Genomic DNA, 16,506 nt, shown 5'->3' with positions numbered 1-16,506 from the left:
ACCGGCCGTGTCAAGCGTCCTGACCCCAAGTCAACACGATCTTGCCGACATGCGTGCTGCTTTCCATCAGCGCATGCGCGTCGGCAGCCTGCGCGGCCGGAAACACCCGATGCACCACCGGCTTGATGCGACCCGCTTCGAGATGCGGCCACACCTGCTCCTTGAGCTGCGCGGCAATCTTCGCCTTGAATTCGATCGGTCGCGGACGCAGCGTCGAACCCGTAATGGTCAAACGGCGTCGCAACACTTCGTTCAGATTCAGTTCCGCTTTGGCGCCGCCCAGCAACGCGATCAGCACGATGCGCCCGCCGTCGGCCAACGCCGTAAGCTCACGCGGCACATAGCTACCCGCAACCATGTCGAGGACCACGTCGACGCCACGGTCGTTGGTCAACGACTTGATCACTTCGACGAAATCTTCCGTCTTGTAGTTGATCGCGCGTTCGGCGCCCAACGCCTCGCATGCGCGGCACTTGTCATCCGAGCCGGCGGTCGCGAACACGCGAAAGCCCAGCGCGTGCGCAATCTGGATCGCCGTCACGCCAATGCCGCTCGAGCCACCCTGCACCAGCAACGTCTCGTTCGGCGCGCCTTCGCCGCGGCCGAGCTGCGCACGGTCGAACACGTTGCTCCACACCGTGAAGAAAGTTTCCGGCAGCGAAGCGGCCTCGACATCCGACAGACCCGCCGGCACCGGCAAACATTGCAACAGCGGCGCGCTCGCGTACTCCGCGTAGCCGCCGCCGGCCAGCAACGCGCACACGCGATCGCCGATCTTCAGACCAAACGGGTTGTTCCTCGCGTCGATCGCACCGCCGACGATCTCGCCCGCCACCTCCAGCCCCGGCAGATCCGACGCGCCCGGCGGCGGCGCATAGCCGCCCTTGCGCTGGAACACGTCCGGACGATTGATGCCGGATGCCGCCACCTTGATCAGCACCTCGCCCGCTTTGGGCTGCGGCGTCGGCCGCTCGGCCAACTTGAGGACGTCCGGCGCACCGAATTCGGTGATTTCGATCGCTTTCATCTGCGTCAACTCCAAGAATGGATTGCACTGCATACGCTGCTTGCTGGCCGCGACACGATTCGTTCGACCTTCGGCCTAGCACCCCAAGCAAATAGGGTACCCGCCTCGCCATGCTGCTGTGTGTCTGCAAGGCAATCCATCCTGCATGAAAAACGGCCGGCGCGCATCTGCGCTGCCGGCCGTTGCCCCGCTACCGCGTTACTGCGGCGTCGGTTCGCCTTGCGGCGCGCCATTCGCGGCTTCGTTCAGCAACGCCTTGGCCGACAGACGCACGCGGCCCTTCTCGTCCGTCTGGATGACCTTGACCTTCACCTGCTGGCCGTCCTTCAGGTAGTCGTTGATGTCCTTGATGCGCTCGTTGGCGATTTCGGAGATATGCAGCAGACCGTCCTTGCCCGGCAGGATGTTCACGATCGCGCCGAAATCGAGCAGCTTGAGCACGGTGCCTTCGTACACCTGGCCCACTTCGACTTCCAGCGTGATGTTCTCGATACGCTTCTTCGCTTCGGCCATCCCCTCGCTGCTCGTGCTCGCGATGGTGACGACGCCGTCGTCCGAAATATCGATCGTCGTACCGGTTTCCTCGGTCAGCGCGCGGATCACCGAGCCACCCTTGCCGATCACGTCGCGGATCTTTTCCGGGTTAATCTTGATGGTGATCATGCGCGGTGCGAACTCCGACAACTGCGTATTCGCACCCGATACCGCCGCGGTCATCTTGCCGAGGATGTGCATACGGCCTTCCTTCGCTTGCGCGAGGGCGACCTGCATGATTTCCTTCGTGATGCCCTGGATCTTGATGTCCATCTGCAGCGCGGTCACGCCTTGTTCGGTACCCGCCACCTTGAAGTCCATGTCGCCGAGGTGATCTTCGTCGCCGAGGATGTCGGTCAGCACGGCGAACCGATTGCCTTCGAGGATCAGGCCCATCGCGATGCCGGCGACGTGCGCCTTCATCGGCACGCCGGCGTCCATCAGCGCGAGGCAGCCGCCGCACACCGAAGCCATCGACGACGAACCGTTCGATTCGGTGATTTCCGACACCACACGGATCGAGTAGCCGAACTCGTCGGCGCTCGGCAGGCACGCAGCCAGCGCGCGCTTGGCCAGACGGCCGTGACCGATTTCACGGCGCTTCGGCGAACCGACGCGGCCCGTTTCGCCGGTCGCGAACGGCGGCATGTTGTAGTGGAGCATGAAGCGTTCGCGGTACTCGCCTTCGAGTGCGTCGATGTTCTGCTCGTCGCCCTTCGTGCCCAGCGTCGCGACCACCAGTGCCTGGGTTTCGCCGCGCGTGAACAGGGCCGAACCGTGAGTACGCGGCAGCACGCCGGTACGGATTTCGATCGGACGCACGGTGCGCGTGTCGCGGCCGTCGATACGCGGTTCGCCGTTCAGGATCTGGCTACGGACGATCTTCGCTTCGATGTCGAACAGCACGTTGCCGACGGTTGCCTTGTCGGCTGCCACCGTGCCCGCTGCCGCTGCTTCTTCTTCGAGCCTGGCCGACGTGCCTGCGTAGACTTCCTTCAGCTTGGTCGAACGCGCCTGCTTGTCACGGATCTGGTAAGCCGCGAGCAGGTCGGCTTGCGCCAGTTCCGTCACGCGTGCAATCAGCGGTTCGTTCTTCGCCGCCGGTTGCCAGTCCCATTCCGGCTTGCCGCCTTCGCGGACCAGATCGTGGATCGCGTCGATCGCGATCTGCATCTGCTCATGGCCGAACACCACGGCGCCGAGCATCACTTCTTCGCTCAGCTGCTGCGCTTCCGATTCGACCATCAGCACCGCGCGCTCCGTACCCGCGACGACTAGGTCGAGCGCCGACTCCTTCATTTGCGGACGCGTCGGGTTCAACACGTATTCGTTGTTGATGTAGGCCACGCGTGCTGCGCCGACCGGACCGTTGAACGGCAGACCGGACACGGCGAGCGCCGCCGACGCGCCGATCAGCGCGGGGATGTCGGCGGGGATTTCCGGATTCAGCGACAGGACATGCACGACGACCTGGACTTCGTTGTAGAAGCCTTCCGGGAACAGCGGACGCAGCGGACGGTCGATCAGGCGCGAGATCAGCGTTTCGCCTTCCGACGGACGGCCTTCGCGGCGGAAGAAACCACCCGGAATCTTGCCGGCGGCGTAGGTCTTTTCGAGGTAGTCGACCGTCAGCGGGAAGAAGTCCTGGCCCGGTTTGGCCGTCTTGGCACCGACCACGGTAGCCAGCACGACGGTGTCTTCGACGTCGACGATCACCGCGCCGCTTGCCTGACGAGCGATTTCGCCGGTTTCGAGGCGAACGTTATGTTGCCCCCACTTAAATTCTTTGACGATCTTGTTGAACATAGTCATTGCTTTTCCTCATCGTAATGCCGCGCGGACCAGAAGCGGCGCGGCAACGCCGGGACCGGCGCCACACGGGAAGAGTCGTGTTATGCCATTCCAGAGAACCACGCCCGATGCGCGCGAACCGCTGGAATGACACAAAACTCTGCCCTGAAGCCCGGCCGTGTTTCCTTGCCTGTTGTACTGCTTCTACTGCTGATACTGCTCTTTCCTGCACTCGCCGCATGCACCGGCACGCCACTGCGGACCACAGGCGGTGCGCGTCACATGAAGCGCACCGTGCAAAAACAAAATGCCTGTATCAGTGGGTACTGACACAGGCATCTTGCTGAACGACTGGCCGATTACTTACGCAGACCCAGCTTCTCGATCAGGCTGCGGTAACGATCCGCGTCCTTGCCCTTCAGGTAGTCGAGCAGCTTGCGACGGCGGCTCACCATGCGCAGCAGACCGCGGCGGCTGTGGTGATCTTTCGAGTGTTCCTTGAAGTGACCGGTCAGTTCGTTAATGCGGGTCGTGAGCAGCGCGACCTGAACTTCGGGGGAACCCGTGTCGTTAGCTGCGCGTGCGAATTGCGCGACGACTTCGGACTTCTTGCTTGTATCAACTGCGGACATGTCAATTTCCTTGAGAACTAGACAGGCGGTCACGGAAGAAAGGCCGTGCCGTGGACTACCCCGTGTGCGTGGCAGGGGAACAACCCTGCTTTAAACCCTGCTCCACAACGGGACGCGTATTGTAGCACAGGCCGGTCCGGCCGCGAACCCCGCTGCACCGGAGCGGATCGTGTGCGCGGCGCGCCTCACGGCCGCTGCATCTTGCAGACGGTCGGCACAACGGTGCGCCCGGGCGGCAACGCCAACACCGTGCGGAATCCGTAGCCTGAGCCTTCGTTGTCGAAACGCACGCCCGGCGCGCCGGCTTTAGCCATTTCCATCACGTAAAGGGGCTGAATCAGTTGATGGTCATCGGCGCGCATCCACGATGCGTGAAAGCCGTTGTCGAAACGGATCCCCTCGAGGGCTTTCGCGACGGCCGTCGGATCGGCGCTGCCGGCGCGGGTCATCGCCGCGGCCAGGGTTTCGATCATCAGGGGCATGCGCAGCACCGGGTAATCGTCCTGAGCGGCTGGGAAACGGGCGCGGAACGCACCGTACCACGCATCGGAAGCGGCGCCGCCCACGTTCGGATGCCAGTCGGCGACCGCGATCACATGGCCGACGCCCGCGTCGCCCAGCGCGGCCGGCGCGCCGAGGCTGTTGCCGTAAAACGTGTAGAACCGGGTGTCCAGCCCCTGTTCACGCGCAGCCTTGACGAGCAGCGTCAGGTCGTTGCCCCAGTTGCCGGTGATCACGGCGTCCGCTCCGCTCGCGCGGATCTTCGCGATGTAGGGCGCGAAATCCTTCACGCGGCCAATCGGATGAAATTCGTCGCCGACCACCGCGATATCCGGGCGCTTCACCGCCAGCGCCGAACGCGCGAGGCTGCTGACGTCGTGCCCGAAGCTGTAATCCTGATTCAGCAGATACACCTTCTTCACCGCCTTGTCGCGCTGGATCACGTCGGCCAGCGCATCCATGCGCATGCCTGCGTGCGCGTCGAAGCGGAAGTGCCAGAAGCTGCAGTTCGCGTTGGTCAGCGCGGGGTCGTCGGCAGAATAGTTGAGGAACAGTTCGCGGTTGCCCGGTTCGCGGCTGTTCTGCTTGTCGATCGCGCCGATCAGCGCGGCGGCGACCGCCGAGCTATTGCCTTGCATGATGTAGCCGATATGGCGGTCGGCGGCCGCGCGCAGTTGCGTGAGCGCCTCTTCGGTGCCGCCCTTGCTGTCCAGCACCACCAGTTCGAACGGATGCGCGCCGTCGGCGAGCTTCACGCCGCCATGCGCATTCACCTGCTCAACGCCGAAGCGCAGGTTGCGCTCGACCGCCGCGCCCGCGTTCGCGAACGGGCCGGACATGCCTTCGATCAGCGCAAGCTGGATTGGCGTACCGGTGGGTTTGCCGGTGGGCTTGATGGCGGCGTTCGTTGTCGGGCTGGCTGTCGGGCTGGCTGTCGGGCTGGCTGTCGGGCTGGCTGGCGGGCTGGCTGGCGGGCTCGCTGGCGGGCTCGCTGGCGGGCTGACTGTCGCGCTCGCTGGCGGGCTCGCTGAGGAGTTCGCCAACGCCGTGCTTGCTGCGCCTGTCGTGGCTGTCGCCCCCGCCGCCGCATTTGCCGCACAAGCCGCCGTGGCCGCCCAGATCGCCGTCAATGCGACTGCCGCCGCCCGTTGCCACATCGCCATCGTCACTGCCCCGCTTGAGTCGTCGAAGCGCGGATCATAGGACGACCCGCACGGAATAGGCAAGCCGGCGCGACCGTTACCGTAGCAGGCACACAGGCCTGCACGACGCGCCGGTCTTGCGCCGCAGCGCGTGTCAAAATAAGCGTCTCGATGATAAAAACCGCTACTCATACGCGATCGGAGGAAACCATGTTCAACCGCCATCACGCCCCGGCGGCCTCACCCGCAACGTCTACCGGCGGACGTCTGCGGCGCGCGGCGCTGGTCTGCCTGAGCGCGTTGGCGCTGGCCGGCTGCGCGCAGCCCTGGCAGCAATACCAGCAAGGGGCGGATCAATCGACCATCATCGCGCGCCTCGGTCCGCCGCGCGAAACCTACGACTTGCCGGACGGCGGCAAGCGGCTGATGTGGCCGACCCAGCCGATGGGCGAAACCACCACCGCCGCCGACATCGACGCGGCCGGCAAGATCGTCAACGTGCGCCAGGTGCTGCAACCGAACGAGTTCTACCGTGCCGAAATCGGCAAATGGACCAGGAGCGACGTGCTGGTGAATTTCGGCCGGCCGGTCGAAACGTCGTACTTCCCATTGATGAAGCGCGAGGTCTGGACCTACCGCTACCTGGAAGACAACGTCTGGTACATGATGTACAGCTTCTATTTCGACGAGCAGGGCATTGTGCGGCTCACGCAAAAGACGCCTGACCCGTTGCACCAGCCGGATCGCCGCAACATGTTCTGAGCGCGCCTGCAATGCGCCAGCGTCGACGAAGCCGCCTTCCCCAGGCGGCTTTTTTTTTATGACGCATGCGTGCGAATTTATTTCGCGCACGGCGGATTTATTTTTTGATAGAAAGGCTTTCGTAAGAATTGATCCGGCGCGGCACCTCGACTGCCCGCCACGCACAAGGCGTGCCGCAGTCCCGAATCAATGCGCCCTCTCTTACGGAGCCGCTCTCGATGAACCGTCCCAAACGCCTGCTGGTTGCCAACCTCGCCTGGGCTCATGAAACCGTCGCGCGCAACCCCGGCTTTTTTCGCGATCTGACGCGAGGCCAGAATCCGCATGTACTGTGGATCGGCTGCTCGGATAGCCGCGTGCCCGCCGAAACCATCACACATTGCGAGCCCGGCGATCTGTTCGTCCACCGCAACGTCGCGAACCTCTTTGATCCCGACGACGACAACTCCGCGAGCGTCCTCGAATATGCGGTGCGGGTGCTGAAGGTCGGGCATGTGATCGTCTGCGGCCACTATGGTTGCGGCGGCGTGCGCGCGGCGCTGCTGCCGCCGGACCCTGGGCTGCCGCATGTGAATCGCCGGATCGCGCCGCTCTGCGCCCTTGCGAACACGCATCGTGAAGCGCTGGACGCTCGCGCGAGCGAGCATGAGCGTGTCGACCGCCTCGCCGAACTGAACGTGCTCGAACAGGTGCGCCAGTTGCGCGCGAATCCGATCGTGCGGCAAGCCGAACCGGCGCCGCTCATCCACGGCTGGGTCTTCGCGCTCGACGATGGGCGCATCAAGGTCGTCACGTCCGGCTACGAAGCCGACGACGCGATGACCTGCACGACCGCCGTTCATAGCGTTGCCTAGTGCGTCGCCGCGCGTGTGGGCACGCGTGTCGCTGCGTGCGCAGCTCAGTACGCCACCGAGTGCATCGCATATAGCCCCGCAGATTGCGGCAACGTGGTTCGAACCGCAGCGGGCTTCGGAGCAGGACCCGAATCCGCTTCCGAATCCGTTCCCGAAGCCTTCACCCATTTCCGTCCCCTCTCACCGCACCGATACCATGAACCTTCGAGCTTTTTTCCCCACCTTTCAGCGCGATCTGCTAGCGGGCACGGTCGTCTTCCTGGTGGCGCTGCCGCTGTGCCTGGGCATCGCCAATGCATCGGGTGTCGAGCCGTTTGCCGGGCTGGTGTCGGGCATCGTCGGCGGTCTGGTGGTGGCCGTGCTGAGCGGCTCGCGCCTGAGCGTGAGCGGACCGGCGGCGGGCCTGGTCGTGATCGTCGTCGATGGCATCGCGCAACTCGGCAGCTTTTCGGCCTTCCTGCTGGCCGTGCTGCTGTCCGGCGCGATCCAGTTCGGCTTCGGTATGCTCAAGGCCGGCCGGTTCGCCGCCTATGTGCCGTCGCCGGTCATCAAGGGAATGCTCGCGGCGATCGGCGTGCTGCTGATCGTCAAGCAATTGCCCATCGCGTTCGGCCTGTTCGACGCGGACGATTCGTTAGATATGCAAACCATCGCGGGAGCGGCCGGCACGATCCCGACACCGTTCGGTTCGATCTCGCTGATCGCCTGTTCGATCACGTTGCTCTCGCTCGCGGTCCTGATCGGCTGGGAAACCCGCGCGCTACGCCGCTTCAAGCTGGTGCGCCTGATCCCGGCGCCGCTCGCGGTGGTGCTGCTGGGCATAGGCGCGACCTTGCTGTTGAGTCTGCTGGCGCCGTCGCTCGCGCCGCCCGCCGGGCATCGGGTCGCACTGCCGTCGCTGGCATCGTTCGCGGCGCTCCAGGTTGCGCTCGGATGGGTCGACTTCGGGCCGCGCTTTGTCCAACTCGTCAATCCCGACGTCTGGCGCGTGGCCATCACGCTGGCGATCGTCGCGAGTCTCGAAACGCTGTTGAGCCTGGAAGCGGTCGAGCAGATCGACCCCGAGCGACGTCCCGCGCCGGCGGATCGCGAGCTGAAGGCCCAGGGCGTGGGCAATCTGATCGCAGGTGCGATCGGCGGCCTGCCGATCACGTCGGTGATCGTGCGTAGTTCCGCCAACGTGCATGCGGGCGCGCAGAGCCGGCTGTCGGCGATCTTTCACGGCGTATTGCTGCTCGTCAGCGTATTTGCACTCACCGGCGTGATCAATCTGATTCCGCTCGCGTGCCTCGCGGCGATCCTGATTTTCACGGGCCTGAAGCTCGCCAAACCGTCGTTGTTCGTCGCGCTCGCGCGGCAGGGATTCGCGCCGTTCGCACCGTTCATCGTCACGCTGGCCGGCGTGCTCGCGACCGATCTGCTGATCGGCATCGTGCTCGGCATGCTGTGCAGCGTGCTGCTCGCGCTGTATGCGAACCTGCGCGGCCCGATCGTGCTCGCGCAACATGGCGATCATTACCTGCTGTCGTTTCGCAAGGACGTGTCGTTTCTCGGCAAGGTGCCGCTCAAGCACTACCTGCGGCAGATTCCCGACGGCGCGACCGTGATCGTCGATGCGACGCGCGCCGATTTCGTCGACCACGACGTGCGCGATCTGCTCGACACGTTCGAGGCCGATGCGCCGCGCCGCGGGATCGCCTTCGAAGTGCGGCATCAGGTTCGGGCACAGGCGCGCGCCGCACGCGGCTGGTCGATGCGGCGCACGGCCGCGGAATAGCCCGGCGCAAGTCCGCCGATAGCGCCGCAATGCGCGCCTCGCAATGCCAATGACTTGGCCGCGTGCACGATGACCTGCCCGGCAAAACAAAAGAAAAGCCCCGCGCCTTTACGGCGCGGGGCTTTTGTTCGACGGTTCGTCACGGCGCCACGGCGGCGGCACCGCGAAGCGTCACTCCGAGCGCTGCGGATTCAGCTTGTCGGCGCTCGAATACAGCTTGTTGAGCGCCGAGATATACGCCTTCGCGGAAGCCGCGACGATATCCGGATCCGTGCCCACGCCGTTGACGATGCGCCCGCTCTTCGACAGCCGCACGGTCACTTCACCCTGAGCCTGCGTGCCGGTGGTAATCGCGTTGACCGAGTACAGCAGCAGCTCCGAACCGCTGCCCACTTCCATTTCGATCGCATTGAGTGTGGCATCGACGGGGCCGTTGCCATGCGCTTCGCCGGTGACTTCCTTGCCTTCGACCGAGAACACGATCTTCGCGTGCGGCTGTTCGCCGGTTTCCGAATGCTGCGCCAGCGACAGGAACTTGTAGTGCTCCTTCTCCTGCGCTTCGGCCGATTCCTCGGTAACGATCGCGATGATGTCCTCGTCGAAGATTTCCGACTTGCGGTCGGCCAGTTCCTTGAAGCGCGCGAACGCGGCGTTCAGTTCCGCTTCGCTGTCGAGCGCGACGCCGAGTTCCTGCAAACGCTGCTTGAACGCATTGCGCCCCGACAGCTTGCCGAGCACGATCTTGTTCGCACTCCAGCCCACGTCTTCAGCGCGCATGATTTCGTAGGTGTCGCGCGCCTTCAGCACGCCGTCCTGGTGAATGCCGGAAGCATGGGCGAACGCGTTTGCACCGACCACCGCCTTGTTCGGCTGCACGACGAACCCGGTGATCTGCGACACCAGTTTCGAGGTCGGCACGATCTGGGTTGTATCGAGACCGACGTCGAGGCCGAAGTAATCCTTGCGGGTCTTCACCGCCATCACGATTTCTTCGAGCGACGTGTTGCCCGCGCGCTCGCCGAGACCGTTGATCGTGCACTCGACCTGACGCGCGCCGCCGATCTGCACGCCGGCCAGCGAATTCGCCACCGCCATGCCGAGGTCGTTATGGCAATGCACCGAGAACACCGCCTTGTGCGAGTTCGGAATGCGTTCGCGCAGTGTCTTCACGAGCTGGCCATACAGTTCCGGCACGCCATAGCCGACTGTGTCCGCGATGTTGATGGTGGTCGCCCCCTCCGCGATCACCGCTTCGAGCACGCGGCACAGGAAATCCATGTCCGAGCGGCTGCCGTCTTCCGGCGAGAACTCTACGTCGTCGGTGAACTTGCGCGCGAAACGCACCGCCAGCTTCGCTTGCTCGAACACCTGGTCCGGTGTCATGCGCAGCTTCTTTTCCATATGCAGCGGCGACGTCGCGATGAAAGTGTGGATGCGGAAATGACCGGCCGGTTTGAGCGCGTCGGCGGCACGCTGAATGTCCTTGTCGTTCGCGCGGGCGAGCGAGCAGATCGTGCTGTCCTTGATCAGGCCCGCGATCGTATGAATCGCATCGAAATCGCCATTCGAGCTGGCCGCGAAGCCCGCTTCGATCACGTCCACTTTCATCCGTTCGAGCTGCTTCGCGATGCGGATTTTTTCTTCCTTCGTCATCGACGCGCCGGGCGATTGTTCGCCGTCACGCAACGTGGTGTCGAAAATGATCAGTTTGTCGGACATGTCGGGTCTCCTCGGGAGTCGTTCAGATGGGGGTATCGGATCTTGGAATTGGGGTGTTCGCGCCACCGCTGGCGACGCTCAACCGTAGACGAGGCAGGTGGAGGGCAAAACGATTGGCGACGCTCAATGCGCTAGCCGCGCCGGCACTGGCACGCCGGTTTGTCGAGCATCGTGTTGCTGCCCGGAAGCGGATGTGAACACAGTCATCCGACGACTATAGCGGCATTCCCGCCGCCACGCAATTGGCGTCAGACCTGCCGGCGAGGCACCGCGGGACGGACTCGTCAAATGAAAAACGGCAGCCCGAAGGATGCCGTTTTTCCTGCCGCCGCCGGATTGCGCGATGCCAGGCCGTTATCAGTCCCGCGCTACTGAACGGGCCGGATTCCCCCTGCCCCGCAACGCCTGATAACCCCAAAACACGTAGCCGGACAGACCATAAAGCACGAACAGGCCGAACAGCATCAGCGGCGGATCGGACGACACCAGCACGAAGGCCACCACCACCAGCAGAATCACGCCGAACGGCACGCGATGCCGCACATCCAGCGCCTTGCCGCTATAGAACGGGGCATTCGACACCATCGTCACGCCGGCGTAGATGGTCAGCACGAACGCGACCCACGGCAGCCAGACCAGCTTCAGCGGCACGCGGTTATCGGTGGCGAGCCACACGAAACCGGCGATCAGCGCGGCGGCGGCCGGGCTCGGCATGCCCTGGAAGAAACGCTTGTCGACCACGCCGATGTTGGTGTTGAAGCGCGCCAGCCGCAACGCCGCGCCCGAACAGTAGACGAACGCCGCGAGCCAGCCCCAGCGACCGAGGTCCTTCAGGATCCACTCGTACATCACGAGCGCGGGCGCAACGCCGAACGACACCATGTCCGACAGGCTGTCGAACTGCTCGCCGAACGCGCTCTGCGTATGCGTCATGCGCGCGACGCGGCCGTCCATGCCGTCGAGCACCATCGCGACGAAGATCGCGATGGCCGCGATCTCGAAGCGCACGTTCATGGCCTGCACGACGGCGAAGAAACCGCAGAACAGCGCGGCCGTCGTGAAGGCGTTCGGCAGCAGATAAATGCCGCGTTTTCTGAGGAACTGCTGACGCTGCGCGCGCCGGCTATCGACAGCCGGCGACGCCTCCGTCACGATCGGCTTGTTGCGGCGAAACGGCCGCGGTAGCGGTCCGCTGTTGCGAGGTCGACGCGGTTTGAATGCGGCCATTCCGAAAACCTCCTGTCTGCCGCTTTATAGTTCAGCGAGGATCGTGGACGACGCGGACACCTTCTCGCCAATCGACACGCGCGGGCGGCTGCCCACCGGCAGATACACGTCGACGCGCGAGCCGAAGCGGATGAATCCATAGCGCTGGCCACGGGTAAGCGGCTCACCTGCCCGTACGTAGCAAAGAATACGGCGCGCGATCAGACCGGCGATCTGCACCGACGTCACGGTCTGGCCACCGGCCATTTCGATCACCACCGCATTGCGCTCGTTTTCGAGCGACGCCTTGTCCACCGCGGCATTCAGATACGCGCCGGGGAAATATTCGACCTTGGAGATCGCGCCATCCACCGGCGAGCGCTGCGAGTGGACGTTGAAGACATTCATGAACACGCTGATCTTCAGCGCTTCACGATTCGCATACGGATCGTGCGCACTTTCGACGGCGACGATGCGGCCGTCCGCGGGGCACAGCACCGCGTTCGCCTGGGTGGGAATCGGACGGGCCGGGTCGCGGAAGAACTGCACGATGAAGATCAGGATCAGCCAGAACAGCCATGCAAAGCCGAACCCCGCGAAGGCGTGAACCAGTAATGCAACGACGGCCGCGATGGCGATGAACGGCCAGCCTTCTCGCGCGATGATCGGATGAGGGTAATTCATGGATGGCTTCTGTATTTTTGTAAAACCGTAGGATAGCAAAAGCCGCCCCGGGTTCAGCACCCCTGGGCGGCTTTTTGACTTGTCCGGCCGAGGCGGCGATGCGCCGGGCCGGACCTCTGCGTCGAGTCGCTTAGTTCTTCGACTGGTCGACCAGCTTGTTCTTCGCGATCCACGGCATCATCGCGCGCAGCTTCGAACCGACCTGTTCGATCTGGTGCTCGGCCGTCAGACGGCGGCGCGATTGCAGCGTCGGTGCGCCGGCCTTGTTTTCGATGATGAAGCTCTTCGCGTACTCGCCCGTCTGAATGTCGGTCAGCACGGCCTTCATCGCCTTCTTCGTTTCAGCCGTCACGATACGCGGACCCGTCACGTATTCGCCGTATTCGGCGTTGTTCGAGATCGAGTAGTTCATGTTCGCGATGCCGCCTTCGTAGATCAGGTCGACGATCAGCTTCAGTTCGTGCAGGCACTCGAAGTACGCCATTTCCGGCGCGTAGCCCGCTTCCACCAGCGTTTCGAAGCCAGCCTTGATCAGGTCGACCGTACCGCCGCACAGCACGGCCTGCTCGCCGAACAGGTCGGTTTCGGTTTCTTCGCGGAAGTTGGTTTCGATGATGCCGGCACGGCCGCCGCCGTTCGCCGCTGCATACGACAGCGCGATGTCACGTGCTGCGCCCGACTTGTCTTGTGCAACCGCGATCAGGTGCGGCACGCCGCCACCTTGCGAGTAGGTGCCGCGCACCGTGTGGCCCGGCGCCTTCGGCGCGATCATGATGACGTCGAGGTCAGCGCGCGGAATCACCTGGCCGTAGTGCACGTTGAAGCCGTGCGCGAACGCGAGCGCCGCGCCCTGCTTGATGTTGGCGTGCACTTCCTTCGCGTAGACGTCGGCGATCTGCTCGTCCGGCAGCAGCATCATCACGACGTCCGCGCCCTTGACGGCTTCCGCCACTTCCTTGACCTGCAGGCCGGCGTTCTCGGCCTTGCTCCACGATGCGCCGCCCTTGCGCAGACCGACCGTGATGTTCACGCCGCTTTCCTTCAGGTTCAGCGCGTGCGCATGGCCTTGCGAGCCATAGCCGATGATGGTGACCTGCTTGCCCTTGATCAGGGAGAGGTCGGCGTCCTTGTCGTAGAAAACTTTCATGTCGGTTCCTTGGCTAAATTCGGTGAATCAATGAAATTCTAATACTGCGAAGTGTGTTGCCGGCCGGACCCATGACGCGCTGCCCGGCCTCGCGATCGAGACGTGTGCCCCGCGCGTCAAACCTTCAGGATGCGCTCGCCGCGGCCGATGCCCGAGCTGCCCGTGCGGACCGTTTCGAGAATCGCCGTGGAGTCGATCCCTTCGATGAAGGCGTCGAGCTTGTCGGCCGCGCCCGTCAGTTCGATCGTGTAGGTTTTTTCGGTGACGTCGATGATGCGGCCGCGGAAAATGTCCGACATCCGCTTCATCTCCTCACGCTCCTTGCCGACCGCCCTCACCTTGATCAACATCAGCTCGCGCTCGATATGGGCGCCCTCGGTAAGGTCGACCACTTTCACCACCTCGATCAGGCGGTTCAGATGCTTCGTGATCTGTTCGATCACGTCGTCCGAGCCAATGGAGACGATGGTCATGCGCGACAGCGAACGGTCTTCGGTCGGAGCCACCGTCAAGGTTTCAATGTTGTAGCCGCGTGCCGAGAAGAGACCAACCACGCGTGATAACGCGCCCGGTTCGTTTTCCAGCAGGACGGAAATGATGTGTCTCATGTTTCGCTTCTTCCAGATGTTTTGTCGATGTCTGCGAGCGGGTCGGCGCCGCTTCGTCCGCCCGCGCCTTTTTTGAAGGCGTGCATGGCGAAGCCGGCGCTCGATTTACGCAAATACGCCGTCGTTATAGATCTTCCGAACCCATGAGCATCTCGGTGATGCCCTTGCCGGCCTGGACCATCGGCCAGACGTTTTCGGTCGGATCGGTCTGGAAATCGAGAAACACCGTGCGATCTTTCAGGCGCAGCGCTTCCTTGAGCGCCGGCTCGACGTCGGCCGTGCGTTCGATACGCATGCCGACATGGCCATACGCTTCGGCGAGCTTCACGAAGTCCGGCAGCGCATCCATGTACGAATGCGAATAGCGCTTGCTGTATTCGATCTGCTGCCACTGGCGCACCATGCCCAGATAGCGGTTGTTCAGCGAAATGATCTTCACGGGCGTGTCGTACTGCTTGCAGGTCGACAGCTCCTGGATGCACATCTGGATCGAGCCTTCGCCCGTGATGCAGAGCACGTCGTCGTCGGGGTGGGCCATCTTCACGCCCATCGCCGCCGGCAGTCCGAAGCCCATCGTGCCGAGGCCACCGGAGTTGATCCAGCGGCGCGGCTTGTTGAACTTGTAGAACTGCGCCGCCCACATCTGGTGCTGGCCGACGTCGGAACACACGAAGGCATTGCCGTCGGTCAGCTCCCACGCCTTTTCCACCACGTACTGCGGCTTGATGATCTCGCTCTTGCGGTCGTACTTCAGGCAGTCTTTCGCGCGCCAGGCTTCGATGTCCTTCCACCAGTCGGCGAGCGCCGCGGCGTCCGGGCCATGCTCGGCCGTCTGCAGCTGCTCGATCAGCTCCTTCAGCACTTCCTTCACGTCGCCGACGATCGGAATGTCGACCTTGACGCGCTTGGAGATCGAAGAAGGATCGATGTCGATATGGATGATCTTGCGCGGGCACGACGCGAAGTGCGCCGGGTCGCCGATCACGCGGTCGTCGAAGCGCGCGCCGATTGCGATCAGCACGTCGCAGTGCTGCATCGCCATGTTGGCTTCGTACGTGCCGTGCATGCCGAGCATGCCGACGAACTTCTTGTCGCTCGCGCGGTAGCCGCCCAGCCCCATCAACGTGTTGGTGACGGGATAGCCGAGCAGATCGGCGAACTGGTTCAGCTCACGCGATGCGTCCGCGAGGATGATGCCGCCGCCGGTATAAATGTACGGGCGCCTGGCCGACAGCAGCAGCGAGACCGCCTTGCGGATCTGGCCGGAGTGGCCCTTGGTGACCGGATTGTACGAGCGCAGCGAAACGCTTTTGATCGGCTCATATTGGCAAGGCGCCTTCGACACGTCTTTCGGAATGTCGATCAGCACCGGGCCGGGGCGGCCGGTACGGGCGATGTAAAACGCTTTCTTGACGGTGGCGGCGAGGTCGCGCACGTCCTTCACGAGGAAGTTGTGCTTCACGCAGGGACGCGTGATGCCGACCGTGTCGCACTCCTGGAATGCATCCTGGCCGATCGCGGCGGTCGGCACCTGGCCGCTGATCACCACCATCGGGATGGAGTCCATGTACGCGGTGGCGATGCCGGTGACCGCGTTGGTGACGCCGGGGCCGGAAGTGACGAGACACACGCCGACTTTGCCAGTGGAACGCGCATATGCGTCGGCGGCGTGGACCGCGGCCTGCTCGTGGCGCACGAGGACGTGCTGGAATTTGTCCTGCTTGTACAGCTCGTCGTAAATGTAGAGTACCGAGCCGCCGGGATAGCCCCAGATGAACTCGACGTCTTCGTCGGCCAGTGCCTTCATGAGCACGGTGGCGCCGATAGAGTCAGCTTCGTGAGGGGGAGTCGTATCCGACGTGGAGAATTCCGCGCTGGGCATATTCATTTATTCACCTTTCGAATTTTCGGCAAAAAATTGATCGGGTGCTCTCTGCCGGGCTTGTGGCTCGGGTTCAAGCGGCGCGTCCAGTTGACAGGCGGGCTTCTTGGGCCACACCTCAATTGAGACAAGTCACTTATGTTGCGAACCAGCGAAGATAGCTGCAGATGCGCACGCGGTCAAGCAAATATTGCCTGCCGAACTGCCCCCACGTCCCGATATTGACCGGAATCGACCACG

General features: G+C 63.5%; 14 protein-coding genes. 4 read left to right on the top strand and 10 right to left on the bottom strand.

Translation table 11 applies throughout. The features are described 5' to 3' along the window. Positions 1-10: 10 nt before the first annotated feature. The 4 genes from BN2475_RS13835 to BN2475_RS13820 all read right to left on the bottom strand — a co-directional run bounded on the left by BN2475_RS13835 (position 11) and on the right by BN2475_RS13820 (position 5,381). Positions 11-1,027: an NAD(P)H-quinone oxidoreductase gene (locus BN2475_RS13835; protein WP_094780128.1), complete on the bottom strand. Its 1,017-nt coding sequence runs from the start codon at positions 1,025-1,027 to the stop codon at positions 11-13. 198 nt (positions 1,028-1,225) lie between these two features. Further along, positions 1,226-3,373: a polyribonucleotide nucleotidyltransferase gene (pnp, locus tag BN2475_RS13830; protein ID WP_174641947.1), complete on the bottom strand. Its 2,148-nt coding sequence runs from the start codon at positions 3,371-3,373 to the stop codon at positions 1,226-1,228. A 338-nt stretch (positions 3,374-3,711) separates the two neighbouring features. Further along, the gene (gene rpsO, locus BN2475_RS13825) at positions 3,712-3,984 is read right to left on the bottom strand and encodes a 30S ribosomal protein S15 (RefSeq protein ID WP_094780072.1); all 273 of its coding nucleotides are present in this window, start codon (positions 3,982-3,984) and stop codon (positions 3,712-3,714) included. 185 nt (positions 3,985-4,169) lie between these two features. Then, a complete protein-coding gene (locus tag BN2475_RS13820; protein ID WP_245841304.1) occupies positions 4,170-5,381 on the bottom strand; it encodes a branched-chain amino acid ABC transporter substrate-binding protein in 1,212 nt (403 codons plus the stop codon). Here BN2475_RS13820 and BN2475_RS35495 point away from each other — a divergent pair. From BN2475_RS35495 to BN2475_RS13805, 4 genes are all read left to right on the top strand, one after another. Continuing rightward, positions 5,323-5,688, top strand: a complete 366-nt coding sequence (locus BN2475_RS35495; RefSeq protein ID WP_245841305.1) for a hypothetical protein — start codon at positions 5,323-5,325, stop codon at positions 5,686-5,688. The genes BN2475_RS13820 and BN2475_RS35495 overlap by 59 nt on opposite strands. Before the next feature lie 149 nt (positions 5,689-5,837). Further along, positions 5,838-6,389 carry a hypothetical protein gene (locus BN2475_RS13815; protein ID WP_094780070.1) on the top strand — a complete coding sequence of 184 codons (552 nt, stop codon included), beginning with the start codon at positions 5,838-5,840 and terminating at the stop codon, positions 6,387-6,389. 218 nt (positions 6,390-6,607) lie between these two features. Continuing rightward, the gene (locus BN2475_RS13810; protein WP_094780069.1) at positions 6,608-7,243 is read left to right on the top strand and encodes a carbonic anhydrase; all 636 of its coding nucleotides are present in this window, start codon (positions 6,608-6,610) and stop codon (positions 7,241-7,243) included. A gap of 196 nt (positions 7,244-7,439) precedes the next feature. After that, positions 7,440-9,020 carry a SulP family inorganic anion transporter gene (locus tag BN2475_RS13805; protein ID WP_094780068.1) on the top strand — a complete coding sequence of 527 codons (1,581 nt, stop codon included), beginning with the start codon at positions 7,440-7,442 and terminating at the stop codon, positions 9,018-9,020. A 171-nt stretch (positions 9,021-9,191) separates the two neighbouring features. Here the strand turns inward: BN2475_RS13805 and BN2475_RS13800 are convergent, their stop codons facing one another. From BN2475_RS13800 to BN2475_RS13775, 6 genes are all read right to left on the bottom strand, one after another. Next, entirely contained in the window at positions 9,192-10,739 is a 1,548-nt protein-coding gene (locus BN2475_RS13800; RefSeq protein ID WP_094780067.1) for a 2-isopropylmalate synthase, read from the bottom strand. 357 nt (positions 10,740-11,096) lie between these two features. Beyond that, a complete protein-coding gene (pssA, locus tag BN2475_RS13795; RefSeq protein ID WP_094780066.1) occupies positions 11,097-11,966 on the bottom strand; it encodes a CDP-diacylglycerol--serine O-phosphatidyltransferase in 870 nt (289 codons plus the stop codon). Between the two features lie 24 nt (positions 11,967-11,990). Continuing rightward, positions 11,991-12,629, bottom strand: a complete 639-nt coding sequence (locus BN2475_RS13790) for a phosphatidylserine decarboxylase (RefSeq protein WP_094780065.1) — start codon at positions 12,627-12,629, stop codon at positions 11,991-11,993. A 130-nt stretch (positions 12,630-12,759) separates the two neighbouring features. Beyond that, positions 12,760-13,776 (bottom strand): ketol-acid reductoisomerase, encoded by a 1,017-nt coding sequence (ilvC, locus tag BN2475_RS13785; protein WP_008920617.1) that lies wholly within the window; start codon positions 13,774-13,776, stop codon positions 12,760-12,762. A gap of 116 nt (positions 13,777-13,892) precedes the next feature. Next, positions 13,893-14,384, bottom strand: a complete 492-nt coding sequence (gene ilvN, locus BN2475_RS13780; RefSeq protein WP_094780064.1) for an acetolactate synthase small subunit — start codon at positions 14,382-14,384, stop codon at positions 13,893-13,895. Between the two features lie 124 nt (positions 14,385-14,508). After that, positions 14,509-16,272: an acetolactate synthase 3 catalytic subunit gene (locus BN2475_RS13775; RefSeq protein WP_094780063.1), complete on the bottom strand. Its 1,764-nt coding sequence runs from the start codon at positions 16,270-16,272 to the stop codon at positions 14,509-14,511. Between the last annotated feature and the right edge of the window lie 234 nt (positions 16,273-16,506).

Source organism: Paraburkholderia ribeironis (genome assembly GCF_900019265.1).
Classification (GTDB): Bacteria; Pseudomonadota; Gammaproteobacteria; order Burkholderiales; family Burkholderiaceae; genus Paraburkholderia; species Paraburkholderia ribeironis.
This window is presented reverse-complemented; position numbering and strand designations above follow the sequence as displayed.